The organism is Sphingomonas sp. ERG5 (assembly GCF_000803065.1).
In the GTDB taxonomy this organism is placed as follows: Bacteria; Pseudomonadota; Alphaproteobacteria; order Sphingomonadales; family Sphingomonadaceae; genus Sphingomonas.
This window is the reverse complement of the sequence record NZ_JSXI01000029.1, coordinates 335,527-353,094: the sequence shown is the minus strand read 5'-3', so window position 1 is coordinate 353,094 and position 17,568 is coordinate 335,527. Positions and strand designations below refer to the sequence as shown.

Sequence of the window (17,568 nt, the reverse complement as noted above, 5' to 3'; positions counted from 1 at the left end):
TGCAGTTGGAGCGTGCACTTACCGCGTCGAATGGCAAACGCAATCAACTAATGCAGCCTGAGCGCCATCGCGCGGTCGGTTATTCGCAGGGTGTTGCAGGTTTGCAATAATGAAAAACGGAGACACAATAACTACTCCTTCAAAGGAATAGATATTGTATCCCCGGAATTTCTCACCCTCACCCGGTGACCGTGTCACCAGACCAGGCAAATTGTGGGAGACGGTAAACCGAACCCCACATTTGGGTTAGAAACGGAAGCCGACGCCGATCACGCCCTGATGACGCTGCAGGCCGAGCTTGAAGTTGCTGTCGTCATTAACGCTGTACTTGGTGAAAACATACTCTGCCTTCACATAAGTATTCGCGCTGATGCCGAACTCATAACCCGCACCGGCATGGAAACCGTCGGCATTGCCGCTGCGACCGAGATTTTCCACGGTGAGACGTCCATTGCTGTAACCACCCTTGGCGTACAGCAGGCCCTTGCCGAGCGCGACGCCAGCGCGAAGACCGACAGTGATGTTACGGCCGGACTTTACGCAGTCACCGAAGCCACATGCCTTCGTGGTTGCGCCTTCGATACCGGCATAGCCGCCGAGTACGGCACCCGAGAAATTGATGTCATAGCCGGCTTCGGCGCCATAACCGAAACCGGTCTTGGTGCCGCTCTCGTCATCGACGCTGGCCTTGACGTGATCGAGCACAGCACGCACTTCGATGCGGGCGCCGCCCTTGAATTCTTCGGTCGCTTCCTGCGCCATTGCGGGCGTGGCGACGGCAAGCATGGCAACAGATGCCAGCAAGAATTTGATCTTCATTGTTTTTCTCTTTCTGCGGAACACCACTGCTTTTGCAGTTGGGCCGTGCCTTTAGCGCGCCGAATCGCAAACGTAATCAACCAATACCGCCTTGACACGATTTGCCGTGTCGGTTGTCCGCGAGGTGTTGCAGGCCAGCAACACAGCTACGCACGATCCTGAACCGTGACTGGTCGCTTTACAGCCGCAACAACCAGCCCCGCCGCCGTAACCACAAGGTTGTCGCAATCGACACGGTGCCGGCCAAGGCCGCGAACAGCAATGATGTCCAGGCCGGCGAAAAGCCGATCTGGCTAAGCGCACCAAACAACTGCCCCCACAATGTACCCGCCCCGGCCCGCTGAATCAGCAAGCCGGCGAGCAGTGCCTGAACGACATAGAGTGTCAATGCGGTCTGGCCGAGCAGCGCCGCGAAATGCACCATTCCCGCCGTCCATCCCAACGCCTCGATCTTTACCCAGCCCGCGCGTAACATTCCCCAGAGCGCCAATCCCAGACCGGTGGTGAGCAGCGCGAAGCTCGGGGTCCACAAAGCCTTGTTGAACGGCCACCAAAATGTCGCCCCGCCAGCGAGCACCAGACATATCACTGCCGCCGTGCCGATGATCCAGAGTCGCGTACCGCTTTCCAGCTCCGCTTGCCGTACCGCGCGTTGTACCGCCACCCCGATCATGCCGCCGGCGATCGCCGAAAGGGTCGAAAGCAGCCCTTCGGGATCATAATCCGGTCGGAACGGCCGCCCCGGCAGCGCAACCCGATCGAGCCACGCGCTCATCCCCTGCCCTTGCGCGAAGCTCGCGCCTGCCTCGCCTGGGGCTGGCACGAACAACAGCATGCCATGGACAGCGAGCAACCACATCGCGAAGATCAGCGGCACCCGCCAGCTCTTCGTGACAAGACATAGCATCGCGCAGGCCAGATAGACGGTCGCAATCCGCTGCAGCACCCCGGCGACGCGCAGCGCATGCGGATCGGCGCTCGGCCGGTATAACCAGTTGATCGCCACCCCGATCAGGAACAACAATATCGCGCGGCGCAGCACTGCTACGAACACCCCCTCGCGCGCGCGCCGGTCAAGCGCCAGTGGCACTGCGAGCCCAGCGGCAAGCAGAAAAAACGGAAAGACCAGATCGGCAGGCGTTACCCCGTTCCAGGCGGCGTGCTCGAACGCAGCAAATGCTACCGGCCCCGATCCTTGCAGATTGACCAGCACCATGCCGAGCACCGCCAGTCCGCGAAATGCATCGAGCGCGGAATCGCGGCCATTGGTTGATACTGCCGGCATGGCCTTTGCTCCCATCTCACCCGGAGACGAGCTTCAGCCTAGACTTGCACCACCGGCAATCAAGCAGACGCCGCCTCATCGATCAGCGCCGCCACCTCGACCGGTAGCGATGCCAGCGACGCATGGCTCGACTTGAGCGTGATAATCTTGCGCGCGCCGAGCTTGGCCGACATCGCCCGCTGAGCGTCCGGCGCGATCATGCGGTCCTCGCTCGAAATCTGATACCAGGACGGCTTACCCCGCCAGGCGGGCGCAGTGATGACATCGCCGAAGGTTGCGGCGATCGGCGCTTTCTGAGTGACGCCCATCACCAGCCCTTCCTCTGCAGTTAAATCCTGGCAGAAGCTTTCATGGAATTTGTCCGGCTTTACCCACAGAAAGCCATCATCATCGACAAAAAGATTCTCACCTCCGGAAGACGGGTGTGGAGCGCTGACGCTCCCTGGGCTTTCGCCCGCATCCGGCGCGAACGCGGCGATGTAGACCAGGCCGACGACATTGTCGTGATTACCGGCTGCGGTGATCACCGCGCCACCATAGGAATGGCCGACCAGCAGCACCGGCCCCTTGACTGACGCAATCATCTTGCGCGTGCGCTCGGCATCGTCGGCAAGCGAGGTCAGCGGATTTTCCACCGCGCGAATGCCCGAATGCCCAAGCCGAGTCAGCTCGGGAATGACCTTCGCCCAATGTGCCGCTCCGCCCCAGAAGCCATGCACGAGAATGATCGTTGGCTTGCCAGTCATCTCAGCATCTCCGAGTCGTTGGTGCCAAGTCTGGACCTCGAACCCGATCATGCCAAGCGCCCGCCCAGGTCGCGCCAGCACGTGATGCGATGGCTCGCCCCGGAAGCGGGATCAGCGCGCGCCTGCCGTTCCGGGAATACTGCACCGTTTGGATCGACTGTTCACCATGCCCTGTATCGGATCACACGCCGTCGGCAAGGCCGGCACCCCTTTACAGGTCCGATCACTTGCGGGGCTCGCCGACCGGCTTCGCTGCATCGCCCGTCGTGTAGCCGAGGGATTCGGCAGCAAAAGCCAGTGCCGATGGACCGGACCGGGGGGATGTGGCCCGTCCATCGGACGAGCCGGCTATGACCGGCTATCGGACGCCGCCAACGTCCATTGCGGTGATCGTCACCGACGCGCGACGAACGTCCCGATCGTGCCGCGATGATACGACAACGGGACCCGTCAGGTGTCCAGGCGCCTCAGCAGCGTGCGCAATCCACCACTGAACTTGCGCCCGACCGGCGCTTCGCCGCCGCTTGTCAGAAGCGCCGCCAATGCCCCTGTCGCCTTGCGCCGTAAACCGGCAATCGCGCTCCTGCGACAGATAGCCGAGCGATGGACGCGAATGAATATGGCATGATCGAGTTGCGCCTCGAGTGCCGACAAGGTCATCCGCACGAGCCCGCCCCGACCGTCATTGGTGTGGAGACGGACATAGTCGCCCTGGGCTTCGATCCATTCGATCTCATCGACCTTGATCCGCACGGTTTCGCGGTGACGGTGCGCCCATAGATTCTCGATCGGGGCACCCATATTGCCGTCATCACTTTCGGCCCCGCGATTGGACTCCACCGGAGGCGTCCGCCCGTTCAGCCAATAGATTGCCCGATCCACCGCCTGTGCGAGCCGATCGAGCGCAACCGGTTTCATCAGATAGTCCGCGGCATCGATCCCAAAGGCCCGTACCGCATGAGAATCGAACGCGGTTACGAAGATGATCGCCGGGCGGTTGAGCTCAGGTAATTTCGCGACAAGATCGAACCCGGTCAGGCCAGGCATCGCGATATCCAGGAACAGGATGTCGGGCTGCAGCGCGTCGATCATCGTCATCGCCTCGCTCGCCTTGCTGGTTGATCCGATGATATCGATGGTGTCAAGCGGCCTCAGCGCCCGGTCCAACCGCGCCAGCGCCAGCGGCTCGTCATCGATCAATATCGCGCGTCGCCGTGTCATGCGGCGAACTCCGCCGGCAGGTGAATTTCCGACCGAAATCCGCCTTGCGGAACGGCCGTCGTCACCAGCATGGCGCGGCCACCGAAATGGACGAGTAATCGGTCGCGGACATTGCGCAACCCGACGCCCGTGCCAGCGGTCCGGGCGCCCGTTGCCGCCCCGTCATTCTCGACTAGAATTCGCACTTCGTCCCCGCATCGCTCAGCCCGGATCGCGACGTTGGTCAGTGCCTCGGACCGCTCGACCCCATGACGCAACGCATTTTCGACCAGCGGCTGCAAAATCAGGGCAGGCACACGCAAATCGGCCAATGTGTCGGGAATATCGACGATGACCTTCAGCCGCTCCGAAAACCGCACTTGCTCGATCCCGAGATAAAGCCGCTGCAGCGCAATCTCTTCATGCAACGGGATCAACCGTTGCGGATCGCCAGCGAAGGTGCTGCGCACGAACGCCGATAGGTTGAGCAACATCGCCTCTGCGTCGGCATTGCGGTGTTCGAGCACCAGCGACGAAATCGAATTGAGCGTGTTGAACAGGAAATGCGGATTGACCTGATAGCGCAACGCGGCGATCTGCGCCTCCTGCGCCAACCCGGTCATGCGCGACATATGCCGTCGCTGATCCTCTACCTTCCAGTGATAGATCAGCGCGAGGTACGTCCCGGTCCAGGCCAGGCAATAGCCGAGCCAGATCAGAACCCACTGCGCCATGTCGGCGAGACGCAGCGGCGCCAACCCGGGCAGCGGCGCGATCACCCGGTTCATCAGCGTGCTGAATATGGTGAGTGCAAACGCCATCGCGATCGCCCCGGCCATGCCGCATGCAACCCACAAAACGAAAGAGCGCGTGCGCAACCGGCCCAGCAGGCGCACCATTACCAGGCACAGGATCGTGCCGAATGCAGCGGTGATCAAACGGCGCGGACCGATGACGTTGAAGGGCAGGTCGCTCACCAGTGCGGCGCGGATCGACAACATCCCAAAGGTGAAGATCCAGAAGGCCGCGATCAGCAGCAGCGCCGACCGGCGCTGTCGCGTGAACCACTGCCTCTTCGATGCCGGAGCGGCGGTTGGCACGGATAATGGAATCGTCGGAATTCCCGGGCGCACCAGATCCTTTCCGGTTGAACGTTGCATGATTTTGCCCGCCGCAATCAGCCCCGCGCTGATCGTCGATCGATGTCTAGAGCCTGCTGCTGATATCGCCAAACGTGCGGGACTTACTCACGCCCCATTGTCCTGAATCGGCTGAGCACCCACCTATGCGTCGTCCCACCGCGCACCATCCGGAGCCCGCATCGATGACCGAAGCCCCCGCTTATACGCCTCCCAATGTCTGGACCTGGAACAAGGAGAACGGCGGTGCCTTCGCCAATATCAACCGCCCGATCGCCGGGCCGACCCATGACAAGGAATTGCCGGTCGGGAAACATCCCCTGCAACTCTATTCGCTCGGCACACCCAATGGGGTGAAGGTCACGGTCATGCTCGAGGAGCTCCTCGAACTCGGTCATAGCGGCGCGGAATATGATGCTTGGCTGATCCGCATCAACGAAGGTGATCAGTTCGGTAGCGGCTTTGTCGACGTGAATCCCAATTCGAAGATCCCCGCGCTCCTCGACCGCAGTGGCCCCGAGCCGATCCGCGTGTTCGAATCCGGCGCGATCCTGATGCACCTGGCCGAGAAGTTCGGCGAGTTCCTCCCGACCGACTCGGCGAAACGCGCGGAGTGCCTGTCCTGGCTGTTCTGGCAGATGGGCAGCGCACCCTTTCTCGGCGGCGGCTTCGGCCATTTCTACGCTTATGCGCCGATCAAGATCGAATATGCCATCGACCGTTACGCGATGGAGGTGAAGCGGCAGCTCGACGTGCTCGACCGCCGCCTTGCCGAACATGAATATCTCGGCGGCGCGGACTATAGCATCGCCGACATCGCCACCTGGCCCTGGTACGGCGCACTCGCTCTGGGTCAGGCTTATAACGCGGGCGAATTCCTGCAGGTGCAGGATTACAAACATGTTCAGCGCTGGACCAAGTCGATCGCCGCGCGCCCGGCCGTACAACGCGGACGGATGGTCAACCGCGTTATGGGTGACCCCGCAAGCCAGTTGCGCGAGCGGCACGATGCAAATGATTTCCTGACCCGAACGCAAGACAAGCTGGAAAGCGCGGCTTAGGAGGGATCGACATTCAGCGATGGGCGGAATGTTGAAGGCACTGACTCAACACCTTGGTGGATCGTGGAAACCTGGCGGACGGGAAGCTATCCAGCCCCCCGGCCCGCTCTTTTCAGATGGCTGGAAAGACCATCGCCCTTGCCCGCTGAGTGTGGTCGGTTCGCTATTCTGACCCGAACAGCCCGCTCGTTCGCTGTTACTGGCTGTTATTCGATAGCAGCCACCGTTGGACCAACCCACTGAACTACATCGGTATTTTGACTGGGCAATCCAAGTTAACAGCCAGCAAAATTCATTTCCGGAATAACAGCCAGTAAACCGCGCCGATCGTTGGCCACGTATCTCGGAAAGGCCCGCAGCCTACCGCTCAGAAACTCTCTGGGATGGCATAGGGGATCGTGCGCTGCCGTAGTTCTGATCTTGATTCTGCCGCAACCTGCTGCACGCCATCTCATCCGTGCCTACAATTTTGAGGAATCAACCATGGCCGACATCGTCAACCTGCGCACGGTCCGCAAAGCCAGAGCCCGTGCCGCTGCGACGGCACAGGCCGACAGTAACCGTGCCGCGTCCGGACGCACCAGAGCGGAAAAACATGCAACTGAGCGCGAAGCAAAAATGCTGAACGACAAGCTGGACGGGTCAAAACTCGTCAAGGATTAGAAAGACGACCCACATCGCTCACGGTACGGGCGGCTTGACGAAGTGACTCCCCAGGCCGAGCTCGAATAAGGACGCAAAGGCGAGCGATGTATAATCCTTGAGGCGTGGCCCGACGATCTGGGTGCCCGTCGCTTCTCAATAATAACGCGGGATCGGTCCGCGCTGCGGCGTCTGGTCGGGCAGATCGACGACCACCCGATCGACATAGCACCAGCCCCAACCCTCAGGCGGATCATAACCCTCGATGATCGGATGATGCGTCGCATGGAAATGCGCGGTAGCGTGACGGTTCGGGGAGTCGTCGCAGCATCCCACATGACCGCAGCTTCGGCACAACCGCAGGTGGAGCCATTCGCCGCCCATCGCCAGGCACTCCTCGCACCCTCGGGCGCTGGGTATGACCTGATTGATCGTGCTGGAATGAATGCAATCGCCGGACATGTCGGTGCTATACCGCATTCTGCCGCAACAGCGCCAGCGGATCCGCGTTTCGACCCAAGGCCCTTTCCAGGAAAGGATCACCCCCAATGGACCAGCCGCTCGACCCCACCGCGATGTCTCCCACTACAGCGATTATCTATGCCATTGGCTTCCCAATAACCCTGTTGGCCCTGGTATTCGCGCCAGCGGGCGGCCTGGACTGGTGGCCGGGCTGGATCTTCATCGCGGTACTTGTTGTCACCTTCGCTTTGTCGGTCGGGGTAATCGCCAGGATCAACCCGGTTATCTTCCGCGCGCGCAGTCGATTTCAGCCGGGCACTAAGGCCTGGGACAAAGCACTGCTCGCGGTCATATTACCCGCAATGGTCGCGATCATACCACTGGCCACATTCGATGCCGGGCGGATGCATTGGTCGACTGTACCGATGCCCCTGATATTGTTAGGCTATGCGGCACTTGTCGGCGGCATCGCGGGCACTAGCTGGGCACAGGCCGTCAATCCGTTTTTCGAACCCGGCGTCCGGATCCAGTCGGAACGGCATCAGCGCGTGATCGATTCCGGCCCCTATCGGTTGGTGCGGCATCCGGGATATGTCGCAGCACTGTTGATCTTCTGGGGCATGCCCTTCGCGCTGGGGTCATATTGGGCGGCGATCCCGGCTACCCTCGCCTCGACCCTTCTCGTGCTGCGAACCATCTGGGAAGACCGTCTGTTGCGTGACGGCCTCCCCGGCTATGCGGACTACGCGCGACGCGTCCAGTCACGTCTCCTTCCCGGCATCTGGTAGCTTACCACCGCCCGCTTCTCCGCCAGGGCGCACCACGTAAATGCAATGAAAAGCGGTGCGTGACCGGCGACGGACTGCTGCTTTCACCCTGCGGTCACGGAATAGTCACCGGATCGCAGCGTCACTGTCCCGGAAGCGGCCTAGCGGAGCCCGGAGCGAATAATCGCCTCGGGGGAATGACCATGCGTATCCTTTTTCTGTCCACCTCCCTGTTTGCCCTTGCCGGTGCAGCCCATGCCGCTCCCGCGCCTGCGCAAACCTCCGATCAAAGCGCCGAAATCAAACCGCTCGACGAGACGCAGGATATCGTCGTCACCGGCCGGGTCGGTGCCACCGATCTGCGCAAGGTGGAAGCAAGCTACGCGATCACCACGATCGACGATGCCAAACTGCGCATTTCGAACCCGATCTCGGCGGCCGAGGCGTTCAAGCAAGTGCCCGGCTTCTGGGTCGAATCCTCGGGCGGTGAAGGATCGAACAATGTCCGCTCGCGCGGCATACCTACGGACGGTTTCTCTTCGGTCGCGCTGCAGGAAAACGGCCTGTCGGTGCAATATGACGGCGGCCTCGGCTATCTTAACGCCGATCAGTCGTTTCGCTTCGACGAAACGATCGCACGCGTCGAAGCGGTGCGTGGCGGCCCCGCGTCGATCTTCGCGCCCAACGCCCCGGGCGGCCTGGTCAATTTCATCTCGCGGCGCGGCACTGACAACCCCGGCGGCATGGTTAAATACAGCTGGGGCGATTATGATTTGGCCCGCGTCGATGCCTATTACGGCACCAGGATCGCCGACAATTGGGGTGTGTTCGTCGGCGGCTTTTACCGCCGCGACCATGGCCTGCGCGATACCGGCTATCGCGCCAGCGACGGCGGCCAGATCCGCGCCACGATCGACTATGACGATGGCCGCAACCGCTTCATGCTCGACGTCAAGCATCTCGATGACAAGGTACCCTTTTATCTACCGGTACCACTGACCTTCGACGGCAAGGGCAAGATTATCGAGGTGCCAGGTTTCGATGCGCTTCACGGCACGCTGGCCGGGCCGGAAAATGCGCATGTCGCGATCCGTAATGTCGGCGGCCCCTTCGACTTCGACCTGACCGAAGGCAGTCATACCAAGATGACCCAGGTCGCGCTGGAATCGCGCTTCGAAATGGCTGACGGTTTCGGGTGGGAGAACCGCACGCATTATCGTGACAGCAAGATCCTGCGCAACGCGTTGTTCCCGACCGGCAATGTGACGGCGCTCGGTGATTATCTCGCCTCGCTGAACGGCGCGCTGGCGGCATTCCCCGGTGCCACTGGCCTGCGCGCGCAATATGCCACCGACGGAGCGCCGTTCACGGCGAGCGCGAACGGCAACGGGCTCGTGGTCGGCGGCAATCTCCTGTCGGTCAGCGTGCCAATGGACGAACTGATCACCGACCAGCGCTTCACCGCGGAGTTCGAGGCAGCGGGCAAGCACAGCTTCGCGATCGGCGGCACCTATGGCTATTATAATTACCGCTTCGACCGCTACATGGGCACCGCATTGCTCGAGATCGCGGATCAGGCGCGGCGACTCGATGTGGTTGCCGTCAATGCGGCGGGTGCCGTGGTCGGCCGGGTTACCGACAATGGCTTCCTGAGCTATGGTTCGCTCTACGACAATGTCGGCATGAAGGTTAACGCCTATGCGCTCTACGCAGGAGACGAGTGGCAGATCACGCCCAAACTGCGACTCGACTTCGCCGGACGGTATGAGCGCAACGACATTTCGGGCATGGTCGCGCGCAAGACGACCGTCAATCTGGGTGACCCGACCACACTGGCGGACGACAAGGTGAACACCGGCACGGGCCAGTTCGACCTAGTCGATCGGAGCTTCGACCATTGGGGCTGGACGGTCGGTGCCAATTATCAGTTCACGCCCGATGCCGGCCTGTTCGCACGCTACACCGATACGTTCAAACTGCCGAGTGCCGGGGATTATAACGGCAACCCGACACGCACTGACCAAAGCCCGATCCCGATCAAGATGGCGGAGATCGGCGCGAAATATTCGGCCTCCTGGCTAAATCTCTATGCCACCGGCTTCTATACCAAGTTCAAAGGCGTCCGTTTCACCGACAACGTCTTCGATACCAAAACCAACACCTACACACAGCGCTTCGCAACCGCCGATACCGTCGCTTATGGAGTCGAGCTGGAAGCATTGATCCGGCCGGTCAAATATTTCGACCTCGGTCTCCAGCTCACTTGGCAGGACCCACAATATAAGGGATTTACCTATACCGAATTGGTGAACGGCAAGCCTACGATTCGTGATTTTGACGGCAAGCAATTGATCCGCGTACCCAAACTCGCGATCCGCGCGGTGCCCGCGATCAACCTGTTTAAAGGACGGTTACGCACGGAACTGGAGATCGAGCGCTACTCGGAACGGTTCCCGGACATCGCCAATTCACAAGTGCTGCCACGCTACACCAATCTCAATCTCAACATCCGGGGCGAGGTGACGAAATTCCTGACACTGACCGCGAACATCACCAACCTGACCAACAAGATCGAGCTGACCGAAGGCAATCCGCGCGCCGGGTCGTTCGTCAGCGGCGATGCCGGCGCGCGCTATTTCCTGGCACGGCCAAATTTCGGACGGACCGTGCGCGTGTCGGCGGCAGTGAAATTTTGACACTGTTCGCGACAGCGCGGGCAATCATCGGCGCGGCGACGATTATCGTCGCGCCGGCGACGCTCGCTCCGACGCCACTATTCGCACAGGTGGCGCCAGCGCCGATCCCGACGCGCCCGCCCGACCGGGTGATACAGGGCGCGATCACTCGGGCCGATCACCAAAGCTACAAGGATGCGCCATTCGAGGTCCCGACCGGGACTATGCGTCTCGTCGTCGCGTTCGATTATGACACCCGCGACCAGAAGACGGTGATCGACCTGGGGCTGCGCGACCAGCATGGCTTTCGCGGCGCGAGCGGCGGCAACAAGGCCAGTTTCACGATTGCGGAAAGTGATGCAACACCGTCCTATCTACCTGGGCGGATCGACCCCGGAATATGGCACCTCTCGCTCGCCGTGCCGAATATTCGCACTGGCGTGACAGCGCACTGGACCGCGAAAATCTGGTTCCTGAAAGCGCCCGAGGCGAGTTCCCTGCCTGCGACCGTCATCGATCGCGGGCCCGGCTGGTATCGCGGCGACCTCCATCTTCATACCGCGCATAGTGACGGCTCATGCGAAAGTCAGTCGGGCAAGCGCGTCCCCTGCCCGCTATTCCTGACACTCGAAACCGCCGCCGCGCGTGGTCTGGATTTTGTCGCCGTCACCGAACACAATACCATCAGCCACCTGAATGCGCTGCGTGAGGATCAACCCTATTTCGACCGCATGCTGCTGATCCCGGGGCGGGAGATCACGACCTTCTACGGTCATTTCAACATCTTCGGCGTCACCGAGCCAATCGACTACCGGATCGTGCCGAACGGCACTGTTACGTTCAATTCGATCGCCGACCGGGTCCACAAACTGGGTGGCATCGTCTCAATCAACCATCCCGCCTTACCCTCCGGCGAAGCGTGCATGGGGTGTGGCTGGACCATGGCGGGCGTCGACCTTGCTCGCGCCGATGCAATCGAGGTTGCGAATGGCGGGACGATCGCAGCGCTTGGCGGTCGTGCCGACGGACCATGGTCGGGTATCCCCTTCTGGCTCGACGCACTGGCCGGATCGCACCCGGTCACTGCGATCGGCGGCAGCGACAACCACGAAGGTACGGCACGCAAGGAAATTGGCGGAACCGTGGGGCGGCCGACAACGGTGGTCTATGCCGATGGACTTTCCCAGGCACATATCCTTACCGGCATCGCGCGCGGCCGCGTGTTCGTCGACATTGCGGGCGATAGGCAATCGCTACTCGATCTCCATCTGCGCTCAAGCAATGCCAGCGCCTCGATGGGTGGTTTGCTCCGGCGACGCGCCGGCGAGCCCCTGGTCGCGCTCATCGATGCCAAAGCCTCGCCGGGCAGCCGGGTCGAACTGCTCGCCGGCAAGGATATCGTTGTAACGCGCGCATTGACTGAAGGACCGCATGTCGAGGTGCCGATAGATCTTCCGCCGGGCCGTGCGATCGTGCGCATCGTTGTTCGCGCAGTGGATGACAGGCTTCTGCTCCTCGGCAACGCCATTCGCGTCGATACCGCAAGGTAGCGGTCAAAGACGCGCCAGCTTGTATAGGCCAAGGCTCAGCTCACACTTCGGACGCGATGTTCCATAGGACACGCGCTTCCTCGGCAACGATCTCGGATGCTTCTTCCGGCCAGAACAGCTTCTTCCCCTCCAACCGCCGGATACCGCGCGACACGCCTAGTGTCCGGTCGAGATATGCGGGACTTTCGGGAGAGAAGATCGTGTCGCCAGTACCCCACAGAATCCGCGTTGGCACCGTGCTGCGTCTCAAGTCGGTAGAAATGCCGGCGAGCGCATTTTGCTCCAGCGCGATGGCATAGGCCTCGATCAGCCGTTTGCGCTGCGGCGTGGCGATCAACGGCGTGAAGTAGGTTGCAATCGCCTCGTCGGTCGGTTGCGTCGGATCGGAAAAGCACATGCCACCAAAGCCGGTCGAGGATCGCGCGAGCACCGGATCGGCCTGCCACGGCACCAGCCATCCGTCGGCATAGCGGCCCTTTTTCGATAGTTCGATCACGGGCGTTAGCGCCGGTGGCGGACAATCGATCTCGCTATCGCAATTGGTCAACAGCAGCGTGCGCACTCGATCCGGGTAATGCACCATCAGCAACTGAGCGATCGCCCCGCCGCTGTCATTGGCGATCAGGTCGACGTCCTTGATGCCGAGCTTGTCGAGCAGCGACACGATCATTGCCATCTGCGCCATCGGCCCGACATCCTGACCCCTGGCGACTTCAGTGTAGCCGAGCGCGAGAAAATCAGGCGCAACGCAGCGGCGGTGCATCGACAGTCGCTCGATCGCATGGCGCCACTGGAAGCTGTTGAGCGGAAAACCATGGAGGAAAAGGGCCACCGGCCCGGCACCAGCCTCGACATAAGCGACGCGCCCGGCCGGCAAAGCGACGAAGCGGCGAATGCGGTTATATTCCTTCACATGCAGCGAGTCTGCGCTGACCGGACCGGAATGCGCCCATGAATGGGAGGCAAGACCGGATAAAACCATCGTGCCTATTGCGCCGGTCGTCAGCTTCAGGAAACTGCGACGATCGCGCGGGCGGAGATTGGGAGCAGCAAGCGGCTTGGTCATGAAAAGATCCTCCTTGGAAGACCTCCTCAACCACGGTCGGAATCTTGCCGCTGTCGGAATCTTTAGCGACTTCCTGACACTGGCTCCGCAGTGGGAAAGCCGAAACTGAGGCTGGAGAACACCGTTTCGAAGTCGGTCTCACGCGACGGCGGCAGCGACCGGATCCAGATCGTGTTGAGCAACCAGTTGCCGTGCCTCGGCAGCGCGAAACGGGCCCGCCCCGTCACATCGGTGCGATGCGTCTCGACCGGCTCGGCATCTCGCGCAAGATCGGTGAGCTTGACCAGCGCCCCAGCGAGCGGACGCCCCTGATAGAAGACCCGCACCGGCAGGGTTGTCGCGCGTGGCATGGCATAGGGGCTGCGTTCAGGTACGATCTCCAGCGTCAGGCCGACCGGCTTAACGATTGTCGCCGGCTCCGTCCCAACCGGTCCCACCTGAACCAACGCCTTGGCTCGGCGGCCGTAATTCTCCGATCCGTCCGCCGCCATTCGACCATTTGCCTGCCGTTGGCGCAGCGCTGGGGTAAGTCCTTCGACGTTGAGATAATCGTTGAAGCGGATCGCCGGCAAATGGCTTTGCGCTTGATCGTCGGTTTCCAGCACCAGCATATAGGTACCCGACCCGGGAAGGCGAAACTCACCATCGCTCGCCGCATCGCCGAGATGGAGGCCCGCGCGCAGATCAATCCGTGCGCCGTCGGGCGCGACAGCTTGGAAGCGCGTTATGCGTCGGAGCGCAATCGGCGTACGCTGGCGATAGAGGCCATGGCCGACCTGTAACGTCATCGACGCCGCCACCTGCGACCGTAGCCAATAATCATTCGGCTGAACCCAGAAGTCGTGCGCCGCAACCGATGAGGCGGTGCCGGCCAGAACGGCAAGTGGCAAGGCGCTGAAAGATTTCACATGCACATCCTATTCAAGATGGTCGGGCAGATAGCCCGGCGTGACCGGCAGCATTTGCAGGGTCGCGGCGAGCAGGGCGATGGCGATTAACCAGCTCGATGCGATCTTCACCGCAATCCCCATGCCGCGCGCGATGAACCGGGTGGCAGGCAGCATGACGAACATGGCGGTGAGTGCTGGCGCCAGATCGACAGCAGTCCCGGCAAGCGCTATCACCGCGCCGCTCCAGATGCCGACGTTGAGCGACAATCCGATCGCAGCACGCTCGCCTGGACCACCGGGCAGATGCACCGCCGCGGCGGTCACAGCGAGACTGATCCAGCAACCGAAAAACGCCGCGTCGATCCAACTCCCAGGCCAAGGCAAGGTGGCGCTAAAAATGGCCGCCACGGCAATCGTCCCCAGCCCTGTCACTCCCATCCTTTTGGGCGCGAACGACAAAGCCAGCCCGCTCGCCGCACACAACAAGGCGGCAGGCAATACCGCATCCCTCACCGCCCGACAGCCATGGTCAGAAACCAGATACCGGTCAGGCCGATTCCGCCACCCAACACGCGCGTCGCGATTAGACCGCCCGGTCGCGCCGTGAACAACCCGACCCCGACCCCGGCGACATGCAGCAGCCCGGTCGCCAGTACGAATCCCGAGCTATAGCCGATCGGGTCGGCCGCCGAAGGCAGTTCCATCCCATGCGCATAGCCATGGAACAACGCGAATATCGCAATGACAGCTACGGCCATCCATACCGGCGCACGCCATGCCAGCGCGATGCACCCGCCCAGCCCCATCACCGACAGAGCGATGCCGATCTCCACCGGTGGCAGCGACACTCCGGTCATGCCCAGCATCGCGCCGCCCACCATCATTAACGGAAAGATTATCGGCAGCAGATAAATAAGCGGCCGGCCAAGAAACGCACCCCACACCCCAACTGCGACCATTGCCAGCAAATGGTCCATGCCGGTGAACGGATGGCGAAAACCCGATACGAACCCGCCCGCCAATCCTGTCCCGTTATGCGCCATGGCAGGGCTGGTACACATCACCGTTGCGATCATCACTGCGACACGCAATCGCTTGCACGCCACGCTCAATATTTCCGCTTCGGCGCCACCCCCACATCGGGGGCCGCCAGAAAGGGAAAAACCGTGGCGGAATGCGTGCGCTCGTCGTGATGGACACCATCATCGACACCGGTCGGAGTGCCGCTGACCAACAGAGAGCGATAGACGTTCACTGAATCATAATTCGGATCCCGCCCACCACAATCGTCGCGTAGCGCCGTCTCTCCCGCCAGCGCCGCGCGCTCGACGGCAAAGAGCTGAGTACAGATGTGCGAGGCGGCATTGACCCAGAGCCGGTCGTCGGCGAGGAGCGCCGCCATCGCGTGATAGCGCCGCCCGGGCGGTGCCTTGGCATCGGCCAGCAATTGATTGCCACAGCGCCCGTCGAACCCGTCATACAAGCCAAGCGCCTGTTCGATCTCGGGCACGAACTCGGTCGATCCGGCTGGAGTAGCGGCGTTATACTCCTCCTTCAGCGCATTCTGCACCTCTTCCGCCGTGATCGTGCCAAGCAGCGCATTGCCAGTCAGCGGCCGTCCAGCGCGATCGATCTGCCGTGCAACTGAAGCGGTCGAAGCCCACATCGCCAGCATCTTGCCGCCCTTGGCGATCAGATCGAGGTCAACCGAGAGCACGATCGATGCCGGCGTCCACCCTGCGAGAAAATTGCTCCCCGGCTCGCCTGCGGTGTGATTCCACTCGGTCAGGATCGCCCGCGACGCCGCGGCACTGAACTGCGGGCACCCCGCCGCGTCCTTCACGGCTCCGGCCTTCATTTCGGCGACCGCCTTGTTATAGGCGGCGCGCGTCCCCTTCACATTGTTGAAGAAAGGATCATCGCGCAGTCCGGCAAAAACGCGAAAGCGACGCTTGCCGCTCTCCAGCCCTTGCGGAGAGCGCGCATCGCCTAGTGCTCGGTCAACCGAGCCGATCCGGCAATCTGCGGCATCGGCGGCGGCAAAACGGCAGACGATGGTCGTCGTGGCGACCGTCTTGCCGAAACGTGGTCCGCTGTCGATGTGAAAGACATAATCGAGCCGGTCGGAAAAGCTGTGCCCAACGATCGTCATCACCAGATTCAGCCGCTTCCCGTCGGGCGCGGTCCAGGCGTAGAAATCGCTGATGTCAGCGCGCGGATCGGCGATCACCGACGGTGTGTCGAGGTGATCCGAGGCTTGCGCCACACCTGCCATCATCGCGCCCGCCGCCATCATGGCAGCCGCCAGAATCTTGTTGCGCATCTCGACCGACCCTCATTGTGAAGGCCCGTCTGTGCCGCGACCGACCGTCCGTCGCTGTCAGAATCTTTAGCGGATTGAGTGAGAAAGCGCCGCGCGCCGGAAATCGGACGGCGATCGGCCATAGGCATCGCGAAACGCCGCACTGAAATGGCTATGACTGGAAAAACCCAGATCGAGTCCAAGCATGGTCAGATCTTCGCATTCCGGCAATAGATCGAGTGCCCGCGCCAGCCTTAACCGCATCTGATAGCGATAGAGCGGCACTCCCTCGACCTGCTGGAACACTTGGGTGAGATAGACGGGCGATCCGCCGACCTCGGCAGCGATCTCCGCCAGTGTCCAGCGCCGCGCGAGGTCACTTGCCAGCACCAGCTTGGCTCGATCAGCGAGTCGCTGACGACCGATGCTCGCACCTGCGATATGCGTGGTGCGCGGCCCGAGCGCCTGCTGCACCAACTCCAGCGTCAGGCTCTCCGCCTCCAGCGCCTGGGTCGATCGCCGCTGCAATCGATGACGCAGCAACGCGACCAGCGCCTGGGTACGCGGATCGATCCGCAGCCGGTGATGTCGAAAACCGATGAGATCATGATCGTGCAACAGAGCGCGCGGCGCCAATTCGTGCAGCAAGGTTTCGTTGATCGCCAATGATAGGCACGCATCACCCCCGGCCACCGGATGACTGATGCTATATCCTTCCCCCGCATTGAAAAACACGACCTGGTTCGCCTCGGCAATCGCCTGATCACGCCCCAGATGCCGCGCATAGACGCCGCGATAGGGAAAGACGATCTCGGTGGCGGTGGCGCATTCTTCCGGGCTGCGATGTCGGCAATTACCCCGGCAACGTATATCACGCACCGTGACGTCGGGCGTCGCGAGCAGCGATATAGCCTCGACTTCGGGCGCGGGGGCGGGGGATTCGATCATTGTCTGTATCGGGTGC

At 61.7% G+C, this 17,568-nt stretch carries 17 protein-coding genes; 5 read left to right on the top strand and 12 right to left on the bottom strand.

Annotation, left to right across the window (positions count from 1 at the left end; translation table 11 throughout):
• Positions 1-246: 246 nt before the first annotated feature.
• From OO12_RS13420 to OO12_RS26930, 5 genes are all read right to left on the bottom strand, one after another.
• The gene (locus OO12_RS13420; protein WP_052215854.1) at positions 247-819 is read right to left on the bottom strand and encodes an outer membrane protein; all 573 of its coding nucleotides are present in this window, start codon (positions 817-819) and stop codon (positions 247-249) included.
• A gap of 178 nt (positions 820-997) precedes the next feature.
• A complete protein-coding gene (locus OO12_RS13415; RefSeq protein ID WP_034159125.1) occupies positions 998-2,104 on the bottom strand; it encodes an acyltransferase family protein in 1,107 nt (368 codons plus the stop codon).
• Positions 2,105-2,163: 59 nt separating this feature from the next.
• Entirely contained in the window at positions 2,164-2,850 is a 687-nt protein-coding gene (locus tag OO12_RS13410) for an alpha/beta hydrolase (RefSeq protein ID WP_034159232.1), read from the bottom strand.
• Positions 2,851-3,300: 450 nt separating this feature from the next.
• The gene (locus OO12_RS13405) at positions 3,301-4,071 is read right to left on the bottom strand and encodes a LytR/AlgR family response regulator transcription factor (protein WP_034159124.1); all 771 of its coding nucleotides are present in this window, start codon (positions 4,069-4,071) and stop codon (positions 3,301-3,303) included.
• A complete protein-coding gene (locus OO12_RS26930; protein ID WP_160296808.1) occupies positions 4,068-5,150 on the bottom strand; it encodes a sensor histidine kinase in 1,083 nt (360 codons plus the stop codon). The genes OO12_RS13405 and OO12_RS26930 overlap by 4 nt, the downstream gene beginning before the upstream one ends.
• Before the next feature lie 224 nt (positions 5,151-5,374).
• Here OO12_RS26930 and yghU point away from each other — a divergent pair, with 224 nt between their 5' ends.
• On the top strand, positions 5,375-6,250 hold the full coding sequence (gene yghU, locus OO12_RS13395) for a glutathione-dependent disulfide-bond oxidoreductase (protein WP_034159230.1): 876 nt from the start codon (positions 5,375-5,377) through the stop codon (positions 6,248-6,250).
• A 483-nt stretch (positions 6,251-6,733) separates the two neighbouring features.
• The gene (locus tag OO12_RS13390; RefSeq protein ID WP_034159229.1) at positions 6,734-6,913 is read left to right on the top strand and encodes a DUF4169 family protein; all 180 of its coding nucleotides are present in this window, start codon (positions 6,734-6,736) and stop codon (positions 6,911-6,913) included.
• Positions 6,914-7,048: 135 nt separating this feature from the next.
• On the opposite strand, the gene OO12_RS13385 is transcribed toward OO12_RS13390, so the two are convergent.
• Positions 7,049-7,372 carry a UBP-type zinc finger domain-containing protein gene (locus OO12_RS13385; protein WP_235364781.1) on the bottom strand — a complete coding sequence of 108 codons (324 nt, stop codon included), beginning with the start codon at positions 7,370-7,372 and terminating at the stop codon, positions 7,049-7,051.
• Between the two features lie 68 nt (positions 7,373-7,440).
• On the opposite strand from OO12_RS13385, the gene OO12_RS13380 reads away from it, so the two are divergent.
• The 3 genes from OO12_RS13380 (at position 7,441) to OO12_RS13370 (ending at position 12,346) form a co-directional block, all read left to right on the top strand.
• Positions 7,441-8,142: a methyltransferase family protein gene (locus OO12_RS13380; protein WP_200887460.1), complete on the top strand. Its 702-nt coding sequence runs from the start codon at positions 7,441-7,443 to the stop codon at positions 8,140-8,142.
• Between the two features lie 182 nt (positions 8,143-8,324).
• Complete coding sequence (locus tag OO12_RS13375; RefSeq protein ID WP_160296807.1) at positions 8,325-10,817, top strand: TonB-dependent receptor; 2,493 nt, start codon at positions 8,325-8,327, stop codon at positions 10,815-10,817.
• Entirely contained in the window at positions 10,814-12,346 is a 1,533-nt protein-coding gene (locus OO12_RS13370; RefSeq protein ID WP_052215852.1) for a CehA/McbA family metallohydrolase, read from the top strand. The genes OO12_RS13375 and OO12_RS13370 overlap by 4 nt, the downstream gene beginning before the upstream one ends.
• A gap of 40 nt (positions 12,347-12,386) precedes the next feature.
• Here OO12_RS13370 and OO12_RS13365 read toward each other — a convergent pair whose 3' ends face one another.
• From OO12_RS13365 to OO12_RS13340, 6 genes are all read right to left on the bottom strand, one after another.
• Positions 12,387-13,412 carry an alpha/beta fold hydrolase gene (locus OO12_RS13365; protein ID WP_052215851.1) on the bottom strand — a complete coding sequence of 342 codons (1,026 nt, stop codon included), beginning with the start codon at positions 13,410-13,412 and terminating at the stop codon, positions 12,387-12,389.
• Positions 13,413-13,474: 62 nt separating this feature from the next.
• Complete coding sequence (locus OO12_RS13360; protein WP_034159224.1) at positions 13,475-14,320, bottom strand: DUF4198 domain-containing protein; 846 nt, start codon at positions 14,318-14,320, stop codon at positions 13,475-13,477.
• A gap of 9 nt (positions 14,321-14,329) precedes the next feature.
• Positions 14,330-14,710 carry a hypothetical protein gene (locus OO12_RS13355; RefSeq protein ID WP_034159122.1) on the bottom strand — a complete coding sequence of 127 codons (381 nt, stop codon included), beginning with the start codon at positions 14,708-14,710 and terminating at the stop codon, positions 14,330-14,332.
• Positions 14,711-14,811: 101 nt separating this feature from the next.
• A complete protein-coding gene (locus OO12_RS13350) occupies positions 14,812-15,378 on the bottom strand; it encodes a HupE/UreJ family protein (RefSeq protein WP_034159121.1) in 567 nt (188 codons plus the stop codon).
• Between the two features lie 32 nt (positions 15,379-15,410).
• Positions 15,411-16,625: a DUF4331 family protein gene (locus tag OO12_RS13345; protein ID WP_034159120.1), complete on the bottom strand. Its 1,215-nt coding sequence runs from the start codon at positions 16,623-16,625 to the stop codon at positions 15,411-15,413.
• 66 nt (positions 16,626-16,691) lie between these two features.
• Positions 16,692-17,552 (bottom strand): helix-turn-helix transcriptional regulator, encoded by an 861-nt coding sequence (locus OO12_RS13340; RefSeq protein ID WP_052215849.1) that lies wholly within the window; start codon positions 17,550-17,552, stop codon positions 16,692-16,694.
• Between the last annotated feature and the right edge of the window lie 16 nt (positions 17,553-17,568).